Origin of the sequence: Klebsiella sp. CN_Kp066 (genome assembly GCF_040065135.1) — a bacterium.
GTDB classification, from domain to species: Bacteria; Pseudomonadota; Gammaproteobacteria; order Enterobacterales; family Enterobacteriaceae; genus Klebsiella; species Klebsiella oxytoca.
This window is the reverse complement of sequence record NZ_JBEAIU010000031.1, coordinates 59,591-81,911: the sequence shown is the minus strand read 5'-3', so window position 1 is coordinate 81,911 and position 22,321 is coordinate 59,591. Positions and strand designations below refer to the sequence as shown.

Annotated in this window: 21 protein-coding genes; 7 read left to right on the top strand and 14 right to left on the bottom strand. The window is 59.1% G+C overall.

Annotated elements, in window-relative coordinates; genetic code table 11:
* Positions 1–94: 94 nt before the first annotated feature.
* From ABLV75_RS11015 to ABLV75_RS10975, 9 genes are all read right to left on the bottom strand, one after another.
* Positions 95–1,498, bottom strand: a complete 1,404-nt coding sequence (locus ABLV75_RS11015; RefSeq protein WP_348854941.1) for a DUF1996 domain-containing protein — start codon at positions 1,496–1,498, stop codon at positions 95–97.
* Positions 1,499–1,578: 80 nt separating this feature from the next.
* Complete coding sequence (locus tag ABLV75_RS11010; RefSeq protein ID WP_023329807.1) at positions 1,579–2,316, bottom strand: polyphenol oxidase family protein; 738 nt, start codon at positions 2,314–2,316, stop codon at positions 1,579–1,581.
* 184 nt (positions 2,317–2,500) lie between these two features.
* The gene (gene mhpT, locus ABLV75_RS11005) at positions 2,501–3,697 is read right to left on the bottom strand and encodes a 3-(3-hydroxy-phenyl)propionate transporter MhpT (RefSeq protein ID WP_004102866.1); all 1,197 of its coding nucleotides are present in this window, start codon (positions 3,695–3,697) and stop codon (positions 2,501–2,503) included.
* Positions 3,698–3,771: 74 nt separating this feature from the next.
* Positions 3,772–4,788: a 4-hydroxy-2-oxovalerate aldolase gene (gene mhpE / locus ABLV75_RS11000; RefSeq protein WP_004102867.1), complete on the bottom strand. Its 1,017-nt coding sequence runs from the start codon at positions 4,786–4,788 to the stop codon at positions 3,772–3,774.
* Positions 4,785–5,735 carry an acetaldehyde dehydrogenase gene (gene mhpF, locus ABLV75_RS10995; protein ID WP_047719763.1) on the bottom strand — a complete coding sequence of 317 codons (951 nt, stop codon included), beginning with the start codon at positions 5,733–5,735 and terminating at the stop codon, positions 4,785–4,787. Before mhpF ends, mhpE begins: the two co-directional genes overlap by 4 nt.
* Positions 5,728–6,534 carry a 2-keto-4-pentenoate hydratase gene (mhpD, locus tag ABLV75_RS10990; protein ID WP_024274311.1) on the bottom strand — a complete coding sequence of 269 codons (807 nt, stop codon included), beginning with the start codon at positions 6,532–6,534 and terminating at the stop codon, positions 5,728–5,730. Before mhpD ends, mhpF begins: the two co-directional genes overlap by 8 nt.
* A gap of 9 nt (positions 6,535–6,543) precedes the next feature.
* Positions 6,544–7,410, bottom strand: coding sequence for a 2-hydroxy-6-oxonona-2,4-dienedioate hydrolase (mhpC, locus tag ABLV75_RS10985; RefSeq protein ID WP_023329810.1), 867 nt, complete (start codon positions 7,408–7,410; stop codon positions 6,544–6,546).
* Between the two features lie 17 nt (positions 7,411–7,427).
* Complete coding sequence (gene mhpB / locus ABLV75_RS10980) at positions 7,428–8,372, bottom strand: 2,3-dihydroxyphenylpropionate/2,3-dihydroxicinnamic acid 1,2-dioxygenase (RefSeq protein WP_004102884.1); 945 nt, start codon at positions 8,370–8,372, stop codon at positions 7,428–7,430.
* 1 nt (position 8,373) lies between these two features.
* Positions 8,374–10,038, bottom strand: a complete 1,665-nt coding sequence (locus ABLV75_RS10975; RefSeq protein WP_004102885.1) for a bifunctional 3-(3-hydroxy-phenyl)propionate/3-hydroxycinnamic acid hydroxylase — start codon at positions 10,036–10,038, stop codon at positions 8,374–8,376.
* A 190-nt stretch (positions 10,039–10,228) separates the two neighbouring features.
* Between ABLV75_RS10975 and ABLV75_RS10970 the strand changes: the two genes are divergently transcribed.
* The 4 genes from ABLV75_RS10970 (at position 10,229) to ABLV75_RS10955 (ending at position 13,937) form a co-directional block, all read left to right on the top strand.
* Positions 10,229–11,035 carry a DNA-binding transcriptional regulator gene (locus ABLV75_RS10970; protein WP_004102888.1) on the top strand — a complete coding sequence of 269 codons (807 nt, stop codon included), beginning with the start codon at positions 10,229–10,231 and terminating at the stop codon, positions 11,033–11,035.
* A gap of 97 nt (positions 11,036–11,132) precedes the next feature.
* Complete coding sequence (locus ABLV75_RS10965) at positions 11,133–12,191, top strand: ABC transporter substrate-binding protein (RefSeq protein ID WP_004102890.1); 1,059 nt, start codon at positions 11,133–11,135, stop codon at positions 12,189–12,191.
* The gene (locus ABLV75_RS10960) at positions 12,184–13,188 is read left to right on the top strand and encodes an iron ABC transporter permease (protein WP_004102892.1); all 1,005 of its coding nucleotides are present in this window, start codon (positions 12,184–12,186) and stop codon (positions 13,186–13,188) included. The genes ABLV75_RS10965 and ABLV75_RS10960 overlap by 8 nt, the downstream gene beginning before the upstream one ends.
* Positions 13,188–13,937: an ABC transporter ATP-binding protein gene (locus tag ABLV75_RS10955; protein WP_004102894.1), complete on the top strand. Its 750-nt coding sequence runs from the start codon at positions 13,188–13,190 to the stop codon at positions 13,935–13,937. The genes ABLV75_RS10960 and ABLV75_RS10955 overlap by 1 nt, the downstream gene beginning before the upstream one ends.
* On the opposite strand, the gene ABLV75_RS10950 is transcribed toward ABLV75_RS10955, so the two are convergent.
* From ABLV75_RS10950 to ABLV75_RS10935, 4 genes are all read right to left on the bottom strand, one after another.
* The gene (locus ABLV75_RS10950) at positions 13,921–14,661 is read right to left on the bottom strand and encodes a substrate-binding domain-containing protein (RefSeq protein ID WP_004102896.1); all 741 of its coding nucleotides are present in this window, start codon (positions 14,659–14,661) and stop codon (positions 13,921–13,923) included. The two genes, ABLV75_RS10955 and ABLV75_RS10950, sit on opposite strands and share 17 nt — an antisense overlap.
* 59 nt (positions 14,662–14,720) lie before the next feature.
* The gene (locus ABLV75_RS10945; RefSeq protein ID WP_004102898.1) at positions 14,721–15,557 is read right to left on the bottom strand and encodes a shikimate 5-dehydrogenase; all 837 of its coding nucleotides are present in this window, start codon (positions 15,555–15,557) and stop codon (positions 14,721–14,723) included.
* A 31-nt stretch (positions 15,558–15,588) separates the two neighbouring features.
* Entirely contained in the window at positions 15,589–16,908 is a 1,320-nt protein-coding gene (locus ABLV75_RS10940) for an MFS transporter (protein ID WP_004102899.1), read from the bottom strand.
* 76 nt (positions 16,909–16,984) lie between these two features.
* Positions 16,985–18,841 (bottom strand): sugar phosphate isomerase/epimerase and 4-hydroxyphenylpyruvate domain-containing protein, encoded by a 1,857-nt coding sequence (locus ABLV75_RS10935; protein ID WP_004102902.1) that lies wholly within the window; start codon positions 18,839–18,841, stop codon positions 16,985–16,987.
* A 126-nt stretch (positions 18,842–18,967) separates the two neighbouring features.
* On the opposite strand from ABLV75_RS10935, the gene ABLV75_RS10930 reads away from it, so the two are divergent.
* Positions 18,968–19,606, top strand: coding sequence for a TetR/AcrR family transcriptional regulator (locus tag ABLV75_RS10930; RefSeq protein WP_004102904.1), 639 nt, complete (start codon positions 18,968–18,970; stop codon positions 19,604–19,606).
* A gap of 25 nt (positions 19,607–19,631) precedes the next feature.
* Here ABLV75_RS10930 and fumD read toward each other — a convergent pair whose 3' ends face one another.
* Positions 19,632–19,844, bottom strand: a complete 213-nt coding sequence (gene fumD / locus ABLV75_RS10925; protein ID WP_004102907.1) for a fumarate hydratase FumD — start codon at positions 19,842–19,844, stop codon at positions 19,632–19,634.
* A 509-nt stretch (positions 19,845–20,353) separates the two neighbouring features.
* Here fumD and pykF point away from each other — a divergent pair.
* Both pykF and lpp read left to right on the top strand, forming a co-directional pair.
* Positions 20,354–21,766, top strand: coding sequence for a pyruvate kinase PykF (pykF, locus tag ABLV75_RS10920; RefSeq protein ID WP_004102909.1), 1,413 nt, complete (start codon positions 20,354–20,356; stop codon positions 21,764–21,766).
* 312 nt (positions 21,767–22,078) lie between these two features.
* On the top strand, positions 22,079–22,315 hold the full coding sequence (gene lpp / locus ABLV75_RS10915; RefSeq protein ID WP_003029373.1) for a murein lipoprotein Lpp: 237 nt from the start codon (positions 22,079–22,081) through the stop codon (positions 22,313–22,315).
* Positions 22,316–22,321: the final 6 nt, after the last annotated feature.

The following is a 22,321-nucleotide window of genomic DNA, read 5'->3' as shown; positions in this document are numbered from 1 at the left end:
CCGCCATCTGCCATCCCGTAGCCCGGACAGATGCGCAGCATCGCCTCCGGGAAATTATGCCGCACTGCACTCTGCTCCCGGGGTATAGCCGCGATCAGATCTCCGGCGTATTTTTAAAGCCCATCAGCATCAGCATCGGCTCCTGCTGCGACCCCGCGGGATCGAAATGATAGCGGTTGCCCTGACGGTCTCCGCCGATATACCACGAGATCTCGGTTTTGCCCTCAGCCAGCGCCTTGCGCACCGCTTTATCAACATCGATCGTCCGGTATTCACGCTTTGAATTAAGATACAAAACCCCATCAGAGCTGTAGTTGCAGGACGGACGATGATTCCAGGTCACGCTGTTTGCGCTCCAGTCGTTGCTCGCCGGATAGAGGAAAATCTGATCCGCGCCGTTGGTTTCCACTTTTCCACCGTAGATCCGCAACTGATATTTAAACAGCGAAGCGTCCTGACCCTGCGGCAGCGGCGGGATCGGGAATTTCACCAGCGTCATGGTTTCCGGGTTATGCGTGCGCCCGCCGTTTTTCCAGTTATCGCTGACCACCAGATTTTCCGGAGCGGCATGGGTCACCGTCGGCTCGGTGCTGTCCACCAGCGCGTTCTCCTCTACCGTGGAGAAGCCATAAGGCACCGCGCTGCCGCAGTCGATCCCCTTATTCATGCAGCGCTCGGTCATATAGTGCGCTGCCTCAACCGTCCAGCCGTTCATGAAATCCGCGTGCGCCGTATAGATGCTGCCCCAGCGCTCTTGACGCTTGTCGCCGTCCATGACCGGATCCATCGAAAGCTGAATTTTTGCCGTATCCAGCGTTTTTATCTGCGGCAGAACGTATGCCACGTTCATGTTTACGGTCGGAATTTTCACCGGGTAATCGCCTGGACAGGCGCCATTGACGTCGTATGTCGCGTTACTGTGGCCGTGCGTCGGTTTCAGGTTGACGCCATCCCAGCAGTTGGGGAACTGGATACCGATATTAAACTGTACCGCATCCCCCGCTTTGCGCAGCCCGCAAATCTGATCGGCCTTATTGGTATAGCCATTGCCGTTGGCGCAGAGAAAGGTAATGCGCGAACTGGGAGCAGAACCGTGATGATCGCCCGCCAGCAGTTCGAGACCGGCCGGGAACGGATGCAGCGGATGCTGTTCGACTTTGCTGGTCTGGTAGTAGGTTTTTTGATAAGCCGGCGCGACCACCTGACCGTCAGGCAGCTTCGGCGATGGCGCCCAGTAGGCGGAGCTGTCGGCTTTGTTATCGCAGGTGGTTTCCGGCTGGTCGCGCAGCGTCTGATAGGTCGACACTGCGTCAGTATGGGTGTTGCCAAAAAAATCATGCCACATAGCCTGATTCGGTTTGCCGAACATCATAATGGCGTCATCGCCCAACGTATGGTGATAAGCGCAGACCACGTGGGCCTGCGGGCCGGCATGAGCAGAAAACGCGCCGGCGGCCAGCAGCGGCGCAAGAGTTAAAGCGAACGGGTTCAATTTCATTTTGCAATCCTCCTTGTTTGAAGGAGTGCAGAGATAGCAAACGCCCGCCGATGTTACACATCATCAAATATCATTTCGTCTCATCGGCCCGCACTATCAGGTTCGCGCATGATCCATGAGTACTGAAATGACTTCGGCGCCGGGAAATGCGTGCGCCGACGAAACGACCCCAGCAGCTGCGGCGTGCAGTAGGTACAGCTCCCCAGCCACTCCATGTTTTCTTCCGGCACCCCCGCGCTGCGCAGCAGGAGATGGGCAAAGGCCCGCAGATCGAACCAGACATTGTCGTCAGCGGTCGCTTGCGCCTGCTCCCCCACTGACGCCGCCTGATGGGGCAGGAAGAGCTGCTCCCGATGGCGCTTTGCCAGCTCGCCTGCGGGCATTGCCAGCAGAGCCTGATAGAAGTCGGCGGTGACTTCGTAGCAGCAGGCGTGAATATGCGGCCCGCTCACCACCACCAGATCTTGCGGGGCGACGTGATAACGCTGAAACAACGCCAGGCTATTTTCAATAATTCCGCTGGCCGCGCCGCGCCAGCCTGCGTGGACGCTACAAATATAGCGCCCATCGCGCGACGCCATCAGCAGCGGCAGACAGTCGGCGGTCACTACCCCTATCTTTTGCCCGCTGAGGGCGGTAAACATCGCATCGGCATGGGGTCGCTCCGCCTGCGGCGCCAGATACTCATGCACGATGTTGCTGTGAACCAGTTTAACTGGCGCCATTTCGCTATAGGGAAAGGCGGCGGTTTCATGGACGTCGAGAAAGGCATACCGGATGCCGGGGATAGTGCTCAGTAAGCGGGAGGTAAAAGACATGATGCCAGGAAGAATCAATGGATGATGATTTAACCTATGCCAAAGTAGAGAGATGCGCAAGGCGAAGGACAGCGCCCCGGCTCGCGCTGCGCTTAGCCGGGCTACAAGCAACAAACTGCTGCGGGCCGGTAGCCCGGGCAAGGCGCGGGTTTACCGCGCCGTCCCCGGGAATAAACGAAAATGCTCAGGCCAGCGCGGCGCGCTTTTGTCGGCTCATCAGCCAGAACACCGCCACGCCCGCCAGCAGAATGCCGGGGGCGGACGCCGCCATCACCCCGACGGTGCCGGTGCCCAGCGCCAGCATTTTGCCAGCCAGCAGCGGACCGCTCATCGCGCCGAGACGGCCAATCGCCACCGCCGTTCCCACGCCCGTGGCGCGGATTTCGGTGCGATAGAACAGCGGAGCCAGCGCATACAGCACGCTCTGGCCGCCGGTGGCAAACAGGCCGGCGACAAAGCCGGAGAAGAGCATTGCGGTCAGCGAGGACGCGGTTCCCAGGGCCAGCAGCGACGCCAGCATGCCGATATAAATTAGCAGCGACATCCATAGCGGACTGAGCTTATCCATCAGCGCCCCCAGCAGCAACGTCCCGCAGGCGGCGCCGAACTGCAGGACAAACATCACCCCCGCCGCCTCGCTGGGGCTGAATCCCTGGCCAACTAACAGCATCGGCAACCAGTTGATCAACATATAGACCACCAGCAGCGTAAAGAAATAGCACAACCACAGGAGCAGAGAAGCGGCGGCGTTGCCCGGCGCAAGGAGCGTGCGTAGCGGCACGCCCTGTGCGCTGCGCCGAAACGCCTGCGATTCCGGCAGCCAGCGCATCAATAATGGCACCAGCAGCAGCGGAACGATACCGCCGACCCAGAACACCGTTTGCCAGGCCGCGGCAAGGCCGAAAAAGCCCAACGCCGCCGCCAGCGCCGCGCCGATGGGCACGCCGCAGTACATCAGGCTGACCGCCCTGCCGCGAAAACGAGGACCCGCGGCCTCGGAGGTTAAAGCAATCAGATTCGGCAGCGCCGCGCCAAGCCCGACGCCGGTTAACAGGCGCGCCAGCAGCAGCGTCGGATAATTCCATGCCAGCGCGGTGGCGATTGAGAACAGGCCGAAGAGCAGCACCGAGCCGAGCAGAATTCGCTTGCGGCCGTAGCGATCCGCCAGCATGCCGCCCACCAGCGCGCCGGGCAGCAGGCCGAGGATCCCGGCGCTGAAAATCCAGCCCATCTGCATTTTATCCAGCGCGAACGCCTGCGCCATGCCGACGGCGGCGATGCCCGCCGCCTGGAGATCCAGCCCTTCCATCAGGGCCACCATAAAACAGAGCCCGACGGTTAACATCAGGCGCGAATTGCTTGCAGTCGTTGTTTGGGTCATAGGGTACCTTTGCGATATCCGGACAAGCGGAGCAGGTAAATGGCGGCTGATACGTTGCCAGCCGCGCGTTGCTTTTATTGATGACGATTGAGCAGGTCCAGCGCGACGTCGACGATCATATCCTCCTGACCGCCCACCATCCGCCGTTTGCCCAGTTCGACGAGGATATCCACCGCGCTCAGGCCGTAGCGCTCGGCGGCCACTTCGCTGTGGCGCAGAAAGCTGGAGTAAACCCCGGCATAGCCCAGCGCCAGCGTTTCGCGGTCAACCCGCACCGGGCGATCCTGCAGCGGGCGCACCAGCTCATCGGCGGCGTTCATCAGGGCATACAGATCGGTGCCATGATTCCAGCCGAGCTTATCGGCGGCGGCGATAAACACCTCCAGCGGCGCGTTGCCCGCACCGGCGCCCATCCCCGCCAGGCTGGCGTCGATGCGGTCGCAGCCCTCTTCCACCGCGGCGATGGAGTTGGCGACGCCGAGGCTCAGGTTATGGTGTGCGTGCATCCCGGTGGCGGTTTCCGGCTTCAGCACCGATTTCAGGGCGCGGAAACGATCGCGAATATCGCGCATATTCATCGCCCCGCCGGAATCGACAACGTAGATACAGGTCGCGCCGTAGGATTCCATTTTCAGCGCCTGCTGCGCCAGCTGCTCCGGAGTGGTCATATGGCTCATCATCAGGAAGCCGACGGTGTCCATGCCCAGCTCGCGGGCGAAGGCGATATGCTGCGCGGAAACATCCGCCTCGGTGCAGTGGGTGGCCACGCGCACCACCCGCGCGCCTGCCTGATACGCATTTTTCAGGTCATGCAGGGTACCGATGCCGGGAAGCAGTAAAGTCGCGATCTTCGCCTGGCTGACCGACTCCGCCGCCGCTTCAATCCACTGCAGGTCGCTGTGCGCGCCGAAGCCGTAGTTAAAGCTGGAACCCTGCAGGCCGTCGCCGTGGGCGACTTCGATTGAATCCACTCCCGCGCTATCCAGCGCCCGGGCAATCTGGCGTACATTGTCGAGTGAGTATTGATGGCGAATCGCGTGCATCCCGTCGCGCAGAGTCACGTCGGAGATATAGAGTTTTTTGCCGTTCATGCTGCCTCTCCCGCTGCGTCATTCATCGCCTGGGCCATTTTTTCCGCCGTCGCCAGCGCCGCCGACGTCATAATATCGAGGTTACCCGCGTAAGCGGGCAGATAGTGCGCCGCCCCTTCGACCTCGAGGTAAACCGCCGTTTTCAGGCCGGAGAAGCGGCCGACGCCCGGCAGATTCACCGGTTTATCTTCCGGGATCACCTCAAACTGCACCTGCTGCTTCAGGCGATATCCCGGCACATAGGCCTGCACCGCCGCCGCCATCTCGGCGATCGACTCGGCAACCGCCTGCTGCGATGCCGCTTCGCTCAGGACATAAACGGTATCGCGCATCATCAGCGGCGGCTCCGCCGGATTCAGCACGATAATCGCTTTGCCTTTCGCCGCGCCGCCCACTTTCTCAATGGCCTGCGAGGTGGTTTCGGTAAATTCATCAATGTTAGCGCGCGTCCCCGGACCGGCAGATTTGCTGGCAATCGAGGCGACGATCTCTGCATAGTGCACTTTTGCCACTCTGGATACCGCCGCCACCATCGGGATAGTGGCCTGGCCGCCGCAGGTCACCATATTGACGTTACCCTCGGCAAGATTGGCCTCGAGATTGACCACCGGCACGCAGTACGGGCCGATGGCCGCTGGGGTCAGGTCGATCACGCGGATCCCCGGTTTGGCTTCCCGCAACGCGGCGTCGTTTTTCACGTGCGCCCCGGCGCTGGTGGCGTCAAAAACCACATCGATATCGGCGAATTCCGCCATCTGCATCAGCCCGCCAACGCCCTCGTGGGTGGTGGCGACGCCCATACGCCGGGCGCGGGCCAGGCCGTCGGACTCAGGGTCGATGCCGACCATCACCGCCATCTCCAGGTGCTGCCCGTGGCGCAGAATTTTGATCATTAAATCGGTGCCGATATTGCCGGAGCCGATAATGGCGACTTTACGTTTACTCATCACGCTGTTCCTCTTCGGCGACAAAGGTCGCCGCCACTGAACCTAAACCGTCGATATGGGCGATAAAACGATCGCCGGCGGTAATCGCCACCATCGGGCCTAACGCTCCGGTGAGCACGATATCGCCCGCCCGCAGCGGCTCGCCGAGGCTGGCCATTTTGCGCGCCAGCCACACCGCCGCGTTCAGCGGATGGCCAAGGCATTCGCTGCCGCGCCCGCTGGAGACCTCTTCCTCGTTACGGGTCATGCGCATCACGCAATGTTTCAGATCCAGCCCATCCGGGCGCCGCGCCGGACTGCCCAAAACGTAAACGCCGCAGGAGGCGTTATCGGCGACCGTATCGACAAAGCCAATCGACCAGTCGCGGATACGGCTGCCGACCACTTCCAGCGCCGGCAGCACCCAGTCGATGGCGGCGTACAGTTCATCAAAAGTGGTATCGGCATGCGGCAGATCCTGTTTCAGCACCAGGGCGATTTCGGCTTCCACCTTCGGCTGCAGCACCCGGGAGAACGGCACATTGGCGTTATCGCCGTAGCACATGTCGGCAAACAGGGTGCCGAAGTCCGGCTGGTCAACGCCCAGCTGCTGCTGCACTTTAGGATGGGTCAATCCCACCTTGCGTCCCACCACCCGGCGGCCGTTCGCCACGTGGTGCTGCACGTTCATCCGCTGGATAGCATAGGCCGCTTCGGCGTTGTCGACGCCGAGGAGAGATCGCAGCGGTTCAATCGCCTGGCCGCGACTTTCCGCCTCACGCAACCGTTGCGCCAGGTGTTCAAGAGATAAAGTTGTCATTCGGCTTCCTCAGGCACGTGCCAGAAAATCGAGCACCAGTTGGTTAAAACTCTCCGCGTGCTCCCACTGCGCCCAGTGGCCGCAGTCGCGATAGATATGCAGTTCAGAACCGTTAATGCCCGCCAGCAGGCGCAGCCCGGCGTCCATCGGCACGAAGCGATCGTTACGCCCCCAGACGATCAGTGTCTGCGCGCGGATTTCGCCGAGACGCGGGCTAAAGTCCGGGAACTGCTTCGGGTTGGCTTCGAGACTTTTGACGAAATTATCCAGATGCTCCCGGCGCGATAGCATATTGTTGAGACGCGCGTCGAACAGGGCGTCAGTCAGATCGCGGGTATCGAAAACAAAGATGTTCATCATCTTTTTCAGATTTTCGATGGTCGGTTCGCGATACAGGCCGTTCAGCAGCTTGATGCCTTCCGTCGGCATCGGCGTAAACAGGCTCATGCCGCCGGTTCCGCCGCCCATCAGCACCAGTTTGCCGACGCGCTCCGGCCAGCTGAGGGTAAAGGCCACCGCGCTGTGTCCGCCCATCGAGTTGCCCAGCAAATGCACGTTGCTGATATCCAGCTGATCAATGACGCTTTTCAGCACCCGGGCGTTCAGGTCGGAGCGGGAGCCGCGACTGACGATAGCATCGCTTTTCCCCCAGCCGGGGCAGTCCAGCAGAATGACCCGATAGCCCGCCTCCACCAGCGGGTCGATATTGCGGCTAAAGTTGGCCCAGCCGGTAGCTCCGGGGCCGGAGCCGTGCAGCATCACCACGGTTTCGTCACCCTGGCCGCAGTCATTAAAATGGATGCGTAATGTTTCTCCGCCCTCTTCCACGTTGAGAAAGCGGCTGGTGGCGGCTTCGGTTTGCGGTTGGTAGCTCATCATATTCTCCCGTTAATTCAGTTCTGCACTGTGGCGCTCAGCGAGCCAAACCCGGCAATCCACTCGGGGATTGGTCGGTAATAGCGACCTTCGCAGCGCCAGCGGCCAAATGCGGATAGCGCGGCAAAGGCGGCCACCCAGGTTTTAATTTCGTGCGTTGATTTCCCGGCCATTGCCGACAGCTCTTCGTTACTGACGGCGTCCAGCTCCGCCAGCCGCCCCTGCTCCAGCAGGCTCATGAAGCGGGTATCCCAGACCGGATTGAGCGGATAGAGCGAGTGCTGATCCTCGATAAACTGCTTCGCCGCGCTAATCACGCGCTGCTGGCGCAGTTCCCGTTCGTCCGGCGGCAGCTGCCTGCCGCTGCCCAGCAGCCGGTCGCGCATATGGGCATCGGCCTTCGCCAGCTCCGGTACCGGCGGCTGATGCGACAGGCCGCCGGAGCCGAGGATTAATACCCGTTTATTGAGGGTGGTCAGAAAGCGGCCGATGGCTTCGCCCAGCATGCGGGTACGCTGAAAGCCCGGCAGCGGCGACGCCACGCCGTTGATAAACACCGGCAGAACCGGCAACGTATCCAGCCCGCCGAGCAGGAACTCCAGCGGTTGCGCGAAGCCGTGATCCACCTGCATGCAGTAGGAGACCGCCAGATCGATGCCCTCCTTCATCACAGCGTGGGCGCAGGCCTCCGCCAGCGCCGTCGGCACCGGCAGAACGCCGCTGGCGCTGCTGAAATCGCCGATAGAAGTTGCGCCGATGCCTAAACAGAACGGCGGCATCACATCGTAGAAAAAGCCGTTGTAGTGATCGGGGGCAAACAGCACCACCAGCTCCGGATCGAAAGCGGCAATACGCGCCCGCGCGTCGGCAATGGTGCCGTTAACTTCGTCCAGCACCGCCTGTTCCGGGTCAACGTAACCCACCAGCGGCGTATGCGAGAGGCAATGAAGATAAGCGTTCATATCAGGCCACCTGTTCAATCACGGTTGGCGCTTGCGCGGAGGCCACCTGCATCTTGCTCGCCAGCGCGTTGAGCTTTTTGCCGAGGGTTTGCGGGATAGCCACGGTCGCGACGAAGCGATCCGGACGCACCACGGCGATGGCGGTATCGTGCTGCGCGAACCAGTTTTTCAGGCGGTTTTGCGTATCGCCCACGCGGATAACGCCGGGCACGTTGTCCTGATCGCAATGAATCTGTACTTCCGGCACGACCTGAATGAACTGCACCCCGACCGCGCGCCAGCGCGCAATCTGCTCGTCGGTGAGCCCCCACCGGGGATTGCAGCCCCAGGCGATAATGGCGAACCTGGCGCCAATCACCTCATCGAGCAGCGTCACCTGCCCCGTTTCCAGCGTGACCTTCGGCTGGATAAACATTTTGCCAACCGGAGACGTTTTGCCTTCGCCTTCCGCCAGCAGCGCGCCGTCGCGGTACTGCGGCATCGGCTTGAAACGCATTTCAAGGAAGTAGCGTTTGACCGGCGGCAGATAATTCAGCAGCCACGAAATTCCGTCGCGCACCGCGCCGTGCCAGCGTTTCGGCGGCGCCAGGACGTTGCCGGCGGTGACCGACAGGTCGATCATCGCTTTGGCGTGATCGCGCCGCTCCTGCTGGTAGCTGTCCAGCAGCGCCTCTCCGGCTTTGCCGTTCACCACCAGCGCCAGTTTCCAGGCCAGGTTAAAAGCATCGCGCATACCGCTGTTGTAACCCTGTCCCTGCCAGACCGGCATGATGTGCGCCGCGTCGCCCGCCAGCAGCACGCGATCGACGCGAAAGCGTTCGGCGATGCGTGCGTTATGGGTATAGACGCGCTGGCGAATCAGTTCGACGTTATCCGGGTCCGGCAGCACTTTGCTCAATAGCTGGCGCATCTTGTGCGGCTCGCTGAGCTGGGCTTCGGTTTCGCCGGGCATGACCATAAATTCGAAACGCCTGACGCCGTGCGGCAGCGCGGCGGAGACGTACGGGCGCACCGGGTCGCAGCACAGATAGACATGCGGCGTCGCCAGCGGATCGTTGGCAATATCGATAACAATCCATTGATTCGGCGCGGTTTTCCCTTCAAAAGGAATATTCAGCGTGCGGCGAATAAAGCTGGCTCCGCCGTCGCAGGCCACCAGCCAGTCGGCGCGAACGGTTTCCCGCTCGCCGCCGCTGCCTTTAACATTTAACGTGACACCGTCACTATTCTGGCTAAAGGCTTCAACTTCGCGGGAAAACAGGCAGCGCACGTGGGGAAAGCGGCTGAGTCCGTCGTACAGCACGGCATCGACCTGCGGTTGAATAAACGCGTTACGGCGCGACCAGCCAAACTCGTCGGTCATCGGCTGAATATCGGCAAAGCAGCGCCCTTTGGGGGTGAGAAAGCGCATCGCGTGCCACGGCGTGGTATGCGGCAGCACGTTATCTACCAGCCCCACGGCCTGCATCGCCCGCAGCGCCTCATCGTCGATACCGATGGCGCGGGGATAATCGATCAGCGACTCGAGCTTCTCGATCAGCACCACGCTGACGCCCATCTGCCCGAGGTAGTTGGCGATCGTCAGGCCAACCGGGCCGGCGCCGGCAATCGCGACCTGCGCGCTGTGCTGTACGGCGGGCTGGATATCAGGATTGGATGTTGTCATTTTCAAAACCTCACGCTTCGGACAAATTGCCGCCACTGCACTAATGTCAGTGAGGCAATTTGTTAACTAAATGTGAATTTATTTTTATTGTGAGGTCAGTATAGGGTTGGCGATTTACGCTACAATCAAAACATCACCTGATGTGCACCTGGTGCACAAGCTTGTTTAAACTGATTTTTATTGAGGATGCATGAACGAGAATTCGTCGGCGGAATACAAAACGGTACGCGGATTGAGCCGCGGATTATTGTTATTAAATTTGTTAAATAAATTCGACGGAGGCGCGACGGTCAGCACCCTGGCCGAGTTTAGCGGTCTGCATCGTACGACCGTCAGGCGGCTGCTGGAAACGCTGCAGGATGAGGGTTACGTGCGCCGCAGCCGCTCCGATGACAGCTTTCGCCTGACGATTAAAGTGCGTCAGTTAAGTGAGGGATTTCGTGACGAACATTGGATTTCTGCCCTCGCCACGCCGCTGCTTGGCGAGCTGCTGCGCGAGGTTTTATGGCCGACCGATATCACCACCCTGGACGTTGATGCGATGGTGGTGCGCGAAACCACCCACCGCTTCAGCCGCCTCTCCTTCCACCGGGCAATGGTCGGCCGCCGCCTGCCGCTGCTGCTGACCGCCTCCGGGTTAACCTGGCTGGCTTTCGCGCCGGAACACGAACGACGCCCGATCATCGATATGCTGGCTGCCCGCCCGGAAGCGGAGTATCAGCTGGCGCGCGAGCCGGAAAAACTGGCCGCCATTCTCGAACGCACCCGGCAAAACGGCTACGGTGAAAACTTTCGCGGCTGGCAGCAGGAGGAGAAAATCGCCTCCATTGCCGTTCCCGTTCGCCGTCGGCAGCGGGTTATCGGCTGCCTGAACCTGGTCTATATGGCCAAAGCCATGACCATTGACCAGGCGGCGCAAAAGTATCTCGCCTCGCTGCAGAAGGTCGCTACCCGCATAGAAGAACGGATGTCCGATGAAGAGGTGTTTTACCAATAACCTTGTCCATAGGGGGTAAATCGCCCGTCAGCCATTGCGTCCGGACTCGTTATGTATTTTAATATACAACGATTTTTCCTTTGCCGCTGAGCCCATCATGTCCAGACATCCGCGCGTTTTCTTTGCTATGGCGCTGTTAAGCGCCAGCCTGTTCGCCGGTCAGGCCTTTGCCGATCGCACCCTCACCGACCAGCTGGGCCGTGAAGTCACCCTCCCCGACCGCGTCACCCGCGTCGTGGTGCTCCAGCATCAAACTTTAAACCTGCTGGTGCAACTTAATGCTGCTGGCGACGTCGTCGGCGTTTTGAGCAGCTGGAAAAAACAGCTTGGCCCGCAGTTTGCGCGCTTTATGCCGAACATTGAAAAACTGCCGATGCCAGGCGATCTCACTCAGGTCAATATCGAGAGCCTGCTGGCGCTACATCCGCAGGTAGTCTTCGTTGCCAACTATGCGCCGCAGGCGATGATCCAGCAGATCCAGAGCGCCGGGATCCCGGTGGTGGCGATCTCTCTGCGCCAGGATGCCGCAGGGGAGAAAAACAAAATGAACCCGACAATGGCCAATGAAGAGCAGGCCTACAATGAGGGGCTGAAACAGGGGATCCGCCTGATTGGCGAAGTGGTCGGTCGCCAGGATCAGGCCGAACAGCTGATTGATTACACCTTCAGCGCGCGCAGTCTGGCCAATGCGCCGGTTGCCGACATCCCGGAAAATGAGCGGGTGCGGGTGTATATGGCCAATCCGGATCTCAACACCTACGGTTCGGGCAAATATACCGGCCTGATGATGAAGCACGCCGGAGCGCTGAACGTAGCCGCCGCCAGCGTGAAGGGGGCGCGCCAGGTCTCGCTGGAGCAGGTACTACAGTGGGATCCGCAGGTAATTTTCGTTCAGGACCGCTACCCGGAGGTGGTCAAACAGATACAAAACGACCCGCAGTGGCAGAGCATTGACGCGGTCAAAAACCATCGCGTGTGGCTGATGCCGGAGTACGCTAAGGCCTGGGGCTATCCGATGCCGGAGGCGCTGGCGATTGGCGAGCTGTGGATGGCGAAAAAGCTCTATCCATCACGCTATAACACCATTGATGTCGATGCGAAGGCGCAGGAGTACTATCAGCGTTTCTACCGCGTGAAGTGGTCGCCGGATGCTTAGTCATCGTCATCCGGCTCTGCTGCACTGTACCCTCGCGCTGGTGACGCTCATGATTGCACTCGCCTCTATCTGCCTCGGGCAGTATCCGTTAAGCCAGGCGGAGGTTTTTCGCCAGCTGGCGCATCTTTCCCCCCTCGACGGCGTCGCCGGTCAGGTGGTGTGGTCGGTCAGACTGCCGAGGATCGTGATGGCGCTGCTGGCCGGCGGCGCGCTGGGGCTGTGCGGGGCCACCTTACAAGGGGTGTTCCAGAACCCGCTGGTCGACCCGCATATCATCGGCGTCACCTCCGGCTCCGCTTTCGGCGGGACGCTGGCGATTCTGCTGGGACTCAATGCCGCGCTGATGATGACCTCGACCTTTCTCCTCGGCCTTGCCGCGCTGATGCTGGTCTATCTAATCGCCGCGCTGCAGGGGCGCGAAAGTACCCTGGTACTGATCCTCTCAGGAATTATCCTCAGCGGCTTTTTTGCCGCCCTGGTGAGCCTGATGCAGTATCTGGCCGATACCGAAGAAACGCTGCCGAATATCGTCTTCTGGCTGCTCGGCAGCTTTGCCACCGCCAGTTGGCATAAAGTCCTGCTGATGGCGCTACCGGTAGCCTGCGCCGCGATGGTGCTGTTCAGGCTCCGCTGGCGGATTAACCTGCTGGCGCTGGAGGAAAAAGAGGCCCGCGGGCTGGGCGTTTCGGTGACCGCGCTGCGTCGCGGGGTGCTGGTATGCTGCGCGGTGCTGGTCGCCGCTCAGGTGGCGGTCAGCGGCAGCATCGCATGGGTCGGGCTGGTGATCCCGCATCTGGCGCGGCTGCTGACCGGCGCCGATCACCGGCGTCTTCTCCCTATCGCCTTCTGGCTCGGCGGCGGTTTTATGATCGTCGTCGATGACCTTGCCCGCACGCTAACCCAGGCCGAAATTCCCATTGGTATTATCACCGCGCTGCTTGGCGCGCCGCTGTTCACCTGGCTGCTGGTGCAGTCGCGACGCACGGGCGCGCGCTGATGACCCTTTCCCTGAATTTAAGCAACCTGCTCTACGGTTATAGCCGACCGCTATTCGCCCCGCTGAACCTGCAGTGCCGATCCGGTGATATCTGGGCGGTACTTGGCGCCAACGGCCGCGGCAAAAGCTCCCTGCTCGATACCCTGACCGGCGTCCTGGCGCCGCTCGGCGGCCAGTTTACCGGCACCGGCGGTATCGCCATCGTGCCGCAGCATTTTCGTCCAGCCTTTAGCTGGCTGGTACGTGACGTGGTGCTGATGGGGCGGGCGCGCCACGTTAACCTGTTCGCTCAGCCATCGGCGGACGACGAGCGCCAGGTCCAGGAGGCGCTGGCGCAGTTGGGGATCGCGACGCTCGCCGACAAGGTTTTCCGTGCGCTGTCCGGCGGCCAGCAGCAGCTGGTGCTCATCGCCAGGGCGCTGGTGGGAGCCAGCCAGAATATCCTGCTGGATGAACCCTGCTCGGCGCTGGATCTGGCCAATCAGCAGCTGGTGCTGCAGCTGATTAGCGACCTGGCATATCGCCAGAAGCGGACGGTGCTGTTTACCACGCACGATCCCACCCACGCCCTGCAGGTAGCGAACCAGACTTTGCTACTGCTCCCCGACGGTGAATGGCTGGCGGGAGAATCCACCGCCGTACTGACGGAAGAGAATCTTCAGCGCGCGTATGGTTTGGCGGTACGCAAAATCTGTCACCCGGGCTCGGCGCTGCCGCTGCTGGCCCCGCAGTTTACGATTCGCCGTTGATGGCCAAAAAGCCGGCGTTTTTCAGAAAACGCTGGCCCTCTCCGCCGAGGATAAAGCGGCACAGACGCTGCGCCCCGGCGCTCTGTTCAATCTGCGTCAGTTGATAATCGCAGCGAACATTCCACGCCGGCGGAATAACCAGCGTGCGCAGATCGCTGCACGCCGCCATCTGCGCGGCGTAATGCGCATAGCCGATGAACAGATCGGTTAAATTTTGCCGAATGAGCCACGCCCCGGCGGTTTCTCCCGCAGGCACCGGCAGCGAGTCTCGGCCGCCTACCAGCGGACGCGCGCGCGTCATGATGGCGGCACCGACGCCGGGACAGCGCTCTTCAATGCGGGAGAAAAGCTGCCAGGTGTAGTCGCCTGAAGGGTCGCAGCCCGGCGTTGAGGTTGCCAGACGCAAGCCCGGGTCGCTGAGCAGCGTCAGCCACTCCCGCGCCTCGGTTTTCGCGTCGCGCCGGACGGTCAGCATCAGCTGATTCCGGGCGAACCAATAGCACTCTCCGGCCAGCCCCGCCTGACGCAGCGCCTGCGGATGATGGCTATTGGCCGAGGCGAACACGGAGCACGGCTCTCCGGCCTCAATGCGCTCGCGCAGCAGACCAGCCGGACCGAAATGGACGTCGACCGGGATGCCGGTCTGTTGCTGAAAGCGCGCCAGCAGCGGAATGAAAGCGCTTTTCAGGCTTCCCGCTGCCAGCAGCTTTAGGGAGGGAGTCATAAGAACCATCGCTATATAGTCATAAATACAGCGCTATAATAACGCAGGTTCAGATCATTTCAGTAGCCAATTTCCGCCAGTTCGCGCAGCTGTTCCGGCGTTGCCACCGGCAGGTTAAAGAAGCGCAGATAGGCCGGGATCATTTCAAACAGCATGTCGGTGCCGCGCTGAATGGGGCAGCCCGCCGCCCGCGCGGCCTGCAGTAGCGGAGTAAATTCCTGGGCCATAACCACTTCGCCAACAAAAGTGCCCGGCGCCAGGCGCTGCGGGTCCAGCGGCAGCGGATCGCCCTCTTTCATCCCCAGCGGCGTAGCGTTGACCACCAGATCGTGCCCCTGCGGGTCGCGCTGCATCAGAGTGATATCCAGCCGAGGATAGTGCTCGAGCAGACGTCCGGCCAGCGCTTCCGCCGTCTGCGGGCGGACGTCGTACAGCGTCAGGGCGCTGACGCCCGCTGCCGCCAACGATGCGGCAATGGCCGAGCCGACGCCGCCGCTGCCCACCACCAGCGCCCGCGCCCCTTGCGTCGCGAACCCTTTGCGCCGGATACCGAGAACAAAGCCTTCTCCGTCAAACATATCACCGCTGAGCGTGCCGTCGGCTTCGGGGCGAATCGCGTTACAGGCGCCCGCAATTGCCGCCGTCGGGCTAAGATGCTGCACCAGCCCGCAGGTGGCGATTTTGTGCGGCATGGTGACCAGCGCGCCAATAATATTGGTCATTTTAAATAGCATCGGGACAAAGGCGGCGTAGTCCTCAGTCTTCACACCCATCGGCACTACTTTGGCGTCAACCTGTCGATCGGCAAACCACGGGTTATAAATCATCGGCGCTTTAAACTTCGCGGTCGGATAGCCAAGATGCGCTATCAGCCGCGTATTTCCACTAATCACCATTCCTTGCTCCTTTAACAACGACTGCATCACGTTACTGCGAAAGTTCGATACGCTTGACGTCACCCAAAATAAACACATATGCCGCTACGCCCAGCAGCGCAGCGCCGCCGATATAAACAAGCGCGTAGAAGAAGTTGCCGGAGGCCGCGACGATGAAACCGATGATCAGCGGCGTCAGGATCCCGGCAAGATTAGCGCAGAAGTTAAACAAGCCGCCGGTCAGACCGCCAAGGCCTTTCGGCGCGATATCGGAAATTAACGTCCAGCCCAGGCCCACCATCCCCTGGCCAAAAAAGGCGAACGACATCACCAGAATCACCGCCAGATCGCTGGTCAGCCAGTTGGCGGAGATAATCGTGCTCGCCATCAGCAGACCGGCAATGATCGGCAGTTTACGCCCGAGATTCGCCGAACCGGTGGCCTTCAGCAGCTTATCCGAGACCCAGCCGCCGAACATCACGCCGCCCGCCGCCGCCAGGAACGGCATGATGGCAAAGAAGCCGACCTTAATCCACGGCATATGGCGTTCGGTGGCCAGATAAGTTGGAAACCAGGTCAGGAAGAAGACCAGCACCGTATTACCGGCAAACTGCCCGATGCTGGCGCCGAGAATCTGTCTTTTCGCCAGCAGCTGGCGAATCAGCGGCCAGCTAAAGGCGGTATGCTGCTCTGCGCCGGTGGACATTCCGCCGCCGTTGACGATGTGCTCTCGCTCCTGCTGATTGAGGTGTTTATCTTCATGCGGCTCGCGATAGCAGCGCCACCACACCAGCGCGAACATCACGCCGACCGCGCCGACGCTAATAAACAGCGCGCGCCAGCCGAAGCTGCCCATTATCCAGAACAGCAGCGGCGAAAAGCAGGCCAGCCCGAGATATTCGCCGACGGTATAGACCGCCGTCGCCTTCGCCCGCTCCTGCTGCGGGAACCAGGCGCTCACCACCCGACTGTTCACCGGGAAACAGGGCGCTTCGCTGACGCCGAGGCCAAAGCGGCACAACAGCAGACTTTTCAGGCCAACCGCCAGGCCGTGGAACATGGTGAATAGCGACCACAGGGTCAGCGCCAGAAAATAGGTCACTTTGTTGCCGAAGCGGTCAAGGAAGATGCCGCCAGGGATCTGCGCCAGCGCGTAGGTCCAGGCAAAGGCGGAGAACACGATGCCCATCATTGCGGCATCAATACCCAGCTCAGCGGTCAGCTGCGGCGCGGCGATACCCAGCACCGTACGGTCAAGATAGTTGATCATGGTGCCGACGGCCAGCAGCGCAAGAATACCGATACGCCGCCGGGAGGGCCTCACGCCGGACGCGGCCGCCGCCGTCGGGTGATTGTGGCTATAAGAGTTCATAGTCGTTTCCTGTCATAGGGTACAGCCGGATATTGTTATTGTGTTTGCAACGTTGGGTGGTGAACCATCTGCTACATTACTCGGTGTACTGCATTGCTGACAAGCGTACAGCTGCATTTACAGCACCATAAAGTGCGTAACCGTTGCGCCGTTCAGTCAGTTCAAAGAAAAAGCGTCCCACCGCAATCGGTCGGGTGTAGAGGTGAAAGAATTCGCCGCCGCTGCCATCGCGATCGTAAAGAATTTGATGATTCTTCAACAAGTTAACAGGAACATCTTTCCCATAACGGGCCAGCAAATCTTCATAGTAGTTCGCCGGAATCGGCAGCGCATTGACGGCAACCTCGGGCACGGTTGCAAGCGTGGAGGATAAATCGCGGCAGGCAAAAGCCGCGTGCTGTAAACCTGCCCCCTGATAACAGGCCACTGAACGGGCAATTTGCGTGGCGCGGCTTTGCGAAATATTCAGCGCAAAGCGGATGTCGCCCTGCGGACTGCTTACCGCCAGGCTGCGCACCAGCCCGTACGGATCGGGTAGCGTTTGTTCATGCTCAAGGATAAAGCCGAATACGGTGCGGAAAAAAATGATCCAGTTATCGCGGCTATCCGGCTCCATGCCAAGTGCCAGGTGATCGATACCACAATAATCGTCGCGCGGCGTGACGTCCGTGCGCAGATGGAAATCGCGCGTGTAGATATCGTCGCCCACTTCAATCAGATAAATCAGGCTACCGTCCGGGGCGCAAACCGCCGGGATTGGGCTTTCGTTGGGACCGGCATCGCCCTGCCAGGTGGCATAGCCCAAGGCGCGGGCGCGCTCGACGATTGCCGCACTCTGGCTGACGCGTAGCGCCATAGCGCAGAGAGAGACTCCGTGACGCTGATGAAAATGGTCGGCCCAGCTATGCGGTTGGGCGTTAACCACCACCCGCGCCCCACCGTTGCGCCAGAGGGAGACGCGTTTTGAGCGATGCGTCCCCTCTTCGGCAAAGCCGAGCTGCGCCAGCCTGTCTCCGAGTACTCCCGCCTGCGATGGCGTGGCGGCAAACTCGATAAACTCGAGCCCGGCATAGACCGGTAGTTCAGCCGGTGCAAACAGCGGCGCGCGGCTTTCCGGCAGCCGGTGGCGGACCTGCTCTTCCAGCCACAGCAGCGAGCGATAGCCATCTTTCGCCGTCGCACCGTTGGGAGAAGCCCGGAAGCTGTCGTTAAAAATCTCCAGCGACCAGGGGCCACGATAGCCGCAGCGGATAATCTCGCAGGCAAAATCCACCAGCGGCAGCTGTCCCTGACCGGGGAAGCAGCGGAAGTGGCGGCTCCATTCGAGGATATCCATTTTCATCAGTGGCGCGTCAGCCATCTGTACAAAGGTGATTTTCTCCAGCGGCACGTCCGCCAGATGCGCCAGCGTGTCACCGCGCGCCAGCACGTGGAAACTGTCGAGCACAATACCCAGCGCCGGGCTATCGACGCGTTTGACCCGCGCCCATGCCTGATGCCAGCGGTTAACGTGGGTGCCCCAGGCCAGCGCCTCGTAGCCGAGGGTGATGCCTTCCTGCTCCGCCAGCTCAGCCAGAGCGCGTAAATCGGCCACCTGCAGTTCGACGTCGGCGGAACAGTCCGGCTGAACGTTACTGCACAGCAGCATGGTATCGCAGCCCAGCTCATGCATGAGCGCAAATTTGCGTCTGGCGCGTTCCATATTAGCGGTGAACTGGGCGCGGCTGGCGCCTTCAAAATCACGAAACGGTTGAAAAAGCGTGATTTTTAGCCCTAAATCAGCCGCCAGGTGGCGGATATCGGCCGGCGTACCGGTATAATAGAGCAGATCGTTTTCAAAAATTTCGACGCCCTGATAGCCCGCCGCTGCGATGGCATGGAGCTTTTCGGGTAAGGTACCGGAAATCGAGACGGTGGCGATGGAGCGCAACATAGTGTCCTCGGGTCATGAGCTGACTTAATGACCTGAATATGAATCATTTGGTTCAATTGCGCCATGGCTGGTTGCAAAATTGTGATCAATATGTGTATTTTTTGCATCTCACGAAAAGGAGCCGTTATGTCTGCCGTTGCTCATGATGAAGCACAATCGCTTAAGGAGCGGATCTTCGCCGCCGCTATTACCGTTTTCGCCGAGCACGGTTTGTCGGGCGCGCGAATGGAGCAAATCGCCACCGAAGCGCAGACCACTAAACGCATGGTGGTCTACTACTTCAAGACCAAAGAGCAGCTTTATCAGGCCGTGCTCCAGCACGTCTACGCGAGGATCCGCGAAACCGAGCAGCAGCTTGGGCTGGAAAACGTGCCGCCGGTTGAGGCGCTGGTGCAGCTGGTAAAGTGGAGCGTGCGCTATCACGCCACGCACGCCGACTATATGCGGGTTATCTGTATGGAAAACATGCAGCGCGGCAAGTGGCTGAAAAGCTCCGGACAGCTGAAACCGCTAAACCGTACCGCTCTGTCTATTCTGGAAGATATTCTGCAGCGCGGCCAGCAGCAAGGCGTGTTTCAGGCGGGTCTGGAGGCGCGCGATGTGCATCGATTGATCAGCAGCTTTAGCTTCTATCAGGTGTCGAACTTTTATACCTTTAGCAGCCTCTATCTGGACGACCCGATGCCGGCCATTGATGATGAAGCGATGGTCGCCCACCACTGCGATATTGCCGTCAAAGCGGTGATACGCTTTGTGATTTCATGAAGCTCAGGGAAACGCGCAGGTCCGGCTAGCTGCCGGAAAGCGCATGGACCACCTTCTCCATCGCTTCCTGCGTCAGCGCTGAGCGCTTGACCTTCGGGTTTGCCAGGGCGGTACGCAGCACGCCGGCGATAACGATATGCTTTGGCTCCTGACCCAGGTCGCGCATCTCAAGCACGACTTTACCGACAACGCGGCACATTTCCTGATACAGCGCCTCATCTTTGGCTGTGTTTCCCATGCTATTTGGCTCTCAAATTTTCATTATCAATCAAATCATTATTGATATATTTCCCGCTTAAATCAAACCAGCGCGATGATTTCGCCTCAGCGACGTATTTTTGCTGGCAAAGTTGTGAATAAATCCGCATTTCCGCCCGCTTTATCTTGTCAGCTGATGAAAAAATGTGTTGCGCATAAGCGTAGGTTTAGTTTGCATTTTGTTAAGTATATAACTATAGAAATGAAACATGGTTTTCATTTTCTTTTTTGGATTGGGCAACGTATAATGCCCGGCAAATTCTTATTGAATGGTTTCAGCGCATTGGATTGCATGACTAAACGCATAACACGTTGCCTCTTTTCATGGGCTGAACCGCCAGCACACATTCTTCTGCACGCTCTTTTGTTGTCACCTATCCTTAGAGCGTGGCATAGCAACTTTCGTAATACAGGTTTAACTCTGCGGCAGTACGCCCACGGAGTCAGATTCCCCATCCCTATCCTTCACAACTTAAAGATTAAACTGTCATGAAAAAGACCAAAATTGTTTGCACCATCGGTCCGAAAACCGAATCCGAAGAGATGTTGACCAAAATGCTGGACGCCGGTATGAACGTTATGCGTCTGAACTTCTCTCACGGTGACTATGCGGAACACGGCCAGCGCATCCAGAACCTGCGCAATGTGATGAGCAAAACGGGCAAGAAAGCGGCAATCCTTCTGGATACCAAAGGTCCGGAAATCCGTACCATTAAGCTGGAAGGCGGTAACGACGTCTCCCTGAAAGCGGGCCAGACTTTCACCTTCACCACCGACAAATCGGTAGTAGGTAATAACGAAATCGTTGCGGTGACCTATGAAGGCTTCACCAGCGACCTGAGCGTCGGCAACACCGTACTGGTCGACGATGGTCTGATCGGTATGGAAGTCACCGCGATCGAAGGTAACAAAGTTGTTTGTAAAGTGCTGAACAACGGCGACCTCGGCGAGAACAAAGGCGTTAACCTGCCGGGCGTATCTATCGCTCTGCCGGCGCTGGCTGAGAAAGACAAACAGGACCTGATCTTCGGTTGCGAGCAGGGCGTGGACTTTGTTGCGGCCTCCTTTATCCGTAAGCGTTCTGACGTCGTGGAAATCCGCGAGCACCTGAAAGCTCACGGCGGCGAGAAGATCCAGATCATCTCTAAAATTGAAAACCAGGAAGGCCTGAACAACTTCGATGAAATCCTCGAAGCTTCTGACGGCATCATGGTTGCGCGTGGCGACCTGGGCGTTGAAATCCCGGTTGAAGAAGTTATCTTCGCGCAGAAAATGATGATCGAAAAATGTATCCGCGCGCGTAAAGTCGTTATTACCGCGACCCAAATGCTGGATTCCATGATCAAAAACCCGCGTCCGACCCGTGCGGAAGCGGGCGACGTGGCTAACGCCATCCTCGACGGCACCGATGCTGTCATGCTCTCAGGCGAATCCGCAAAAGGTAAATATCCGCTGGAAGCGGTCACCATCATGGCGACCATCTGCGAACGTACCGACCGCGTGATGACCAGCCGTCTTGAGTACAACAACGATAACCGTAAGCTGCGCATCACCGAAGCGGTCTGCCGCGGTGCGGTTGAAACGGCAGAAAAACTGGAAGCGCCGCTGATCGTCGTCGCGACCCAGGGCGGTAAATCCGCGCGCGCCGTACGTAAATACTTCCCGGATGCAACCATCCTGGCGCTGACCACCAACGAAACCACTGCGCGTCAGCTGGTGCTGAGCAAAGGCGTGGTAGCGCAGCTGGTTGAAGAGATCGCCTCTACCGACGCTTTCTATCACCTCGGTAAAGAGCTGGCGCTGCAGAGCGGCCTGGCGCGCAAAGGCGACGTGGTTGTTATGGTTTCCGGCGCATTAGTCCCGAGCGGAACCACCAATACCGCTTCCGTGCACGTGCTGTAATAATTTACAGGTTAATTAGTATTTCCTTTAAAGGCGCCTCATTGAGGCGCTTTTTTTTATTCCAGCACTAGCTGCTATTAATAAAAATGCAAATCGGAATTTACTATTTAACGCGAGATTATCTAAGATGAATCCGATGGAAGCGCGCTGTTTTCTCTCGCCTTTTTAAGGTTACCTGATGATTTCGATGCTTCTTTGAGCGAACGATCAAAAATAAGCGTATTAAAGTAAAAAAATATTCTCATCACAAAAAAGTTTGTGTAATACTTGTAACGCTACATGGAGATTAACTCAATCTAGAGGGTATTAATAATGAATCGTACTAAACTGGTACTGGGCGCGGTAATCCTGGGTTCTACTCTGCTGGCTGGTTGCTCCAGCAATGCTAAAATCGATCAGCTGTCTTCTGACGTTCAGACTCTGAACGCTAAAGTTGACCAGCTGAGCAACGACGTGAACGCAATGCGTTCCGACGTTCAGGCTGCTAAAGATGACGCAGCTCGCGCTAACCAGCGTCTGGACAACGCAGCTACTAAATACCGTAAGTAATAGTAT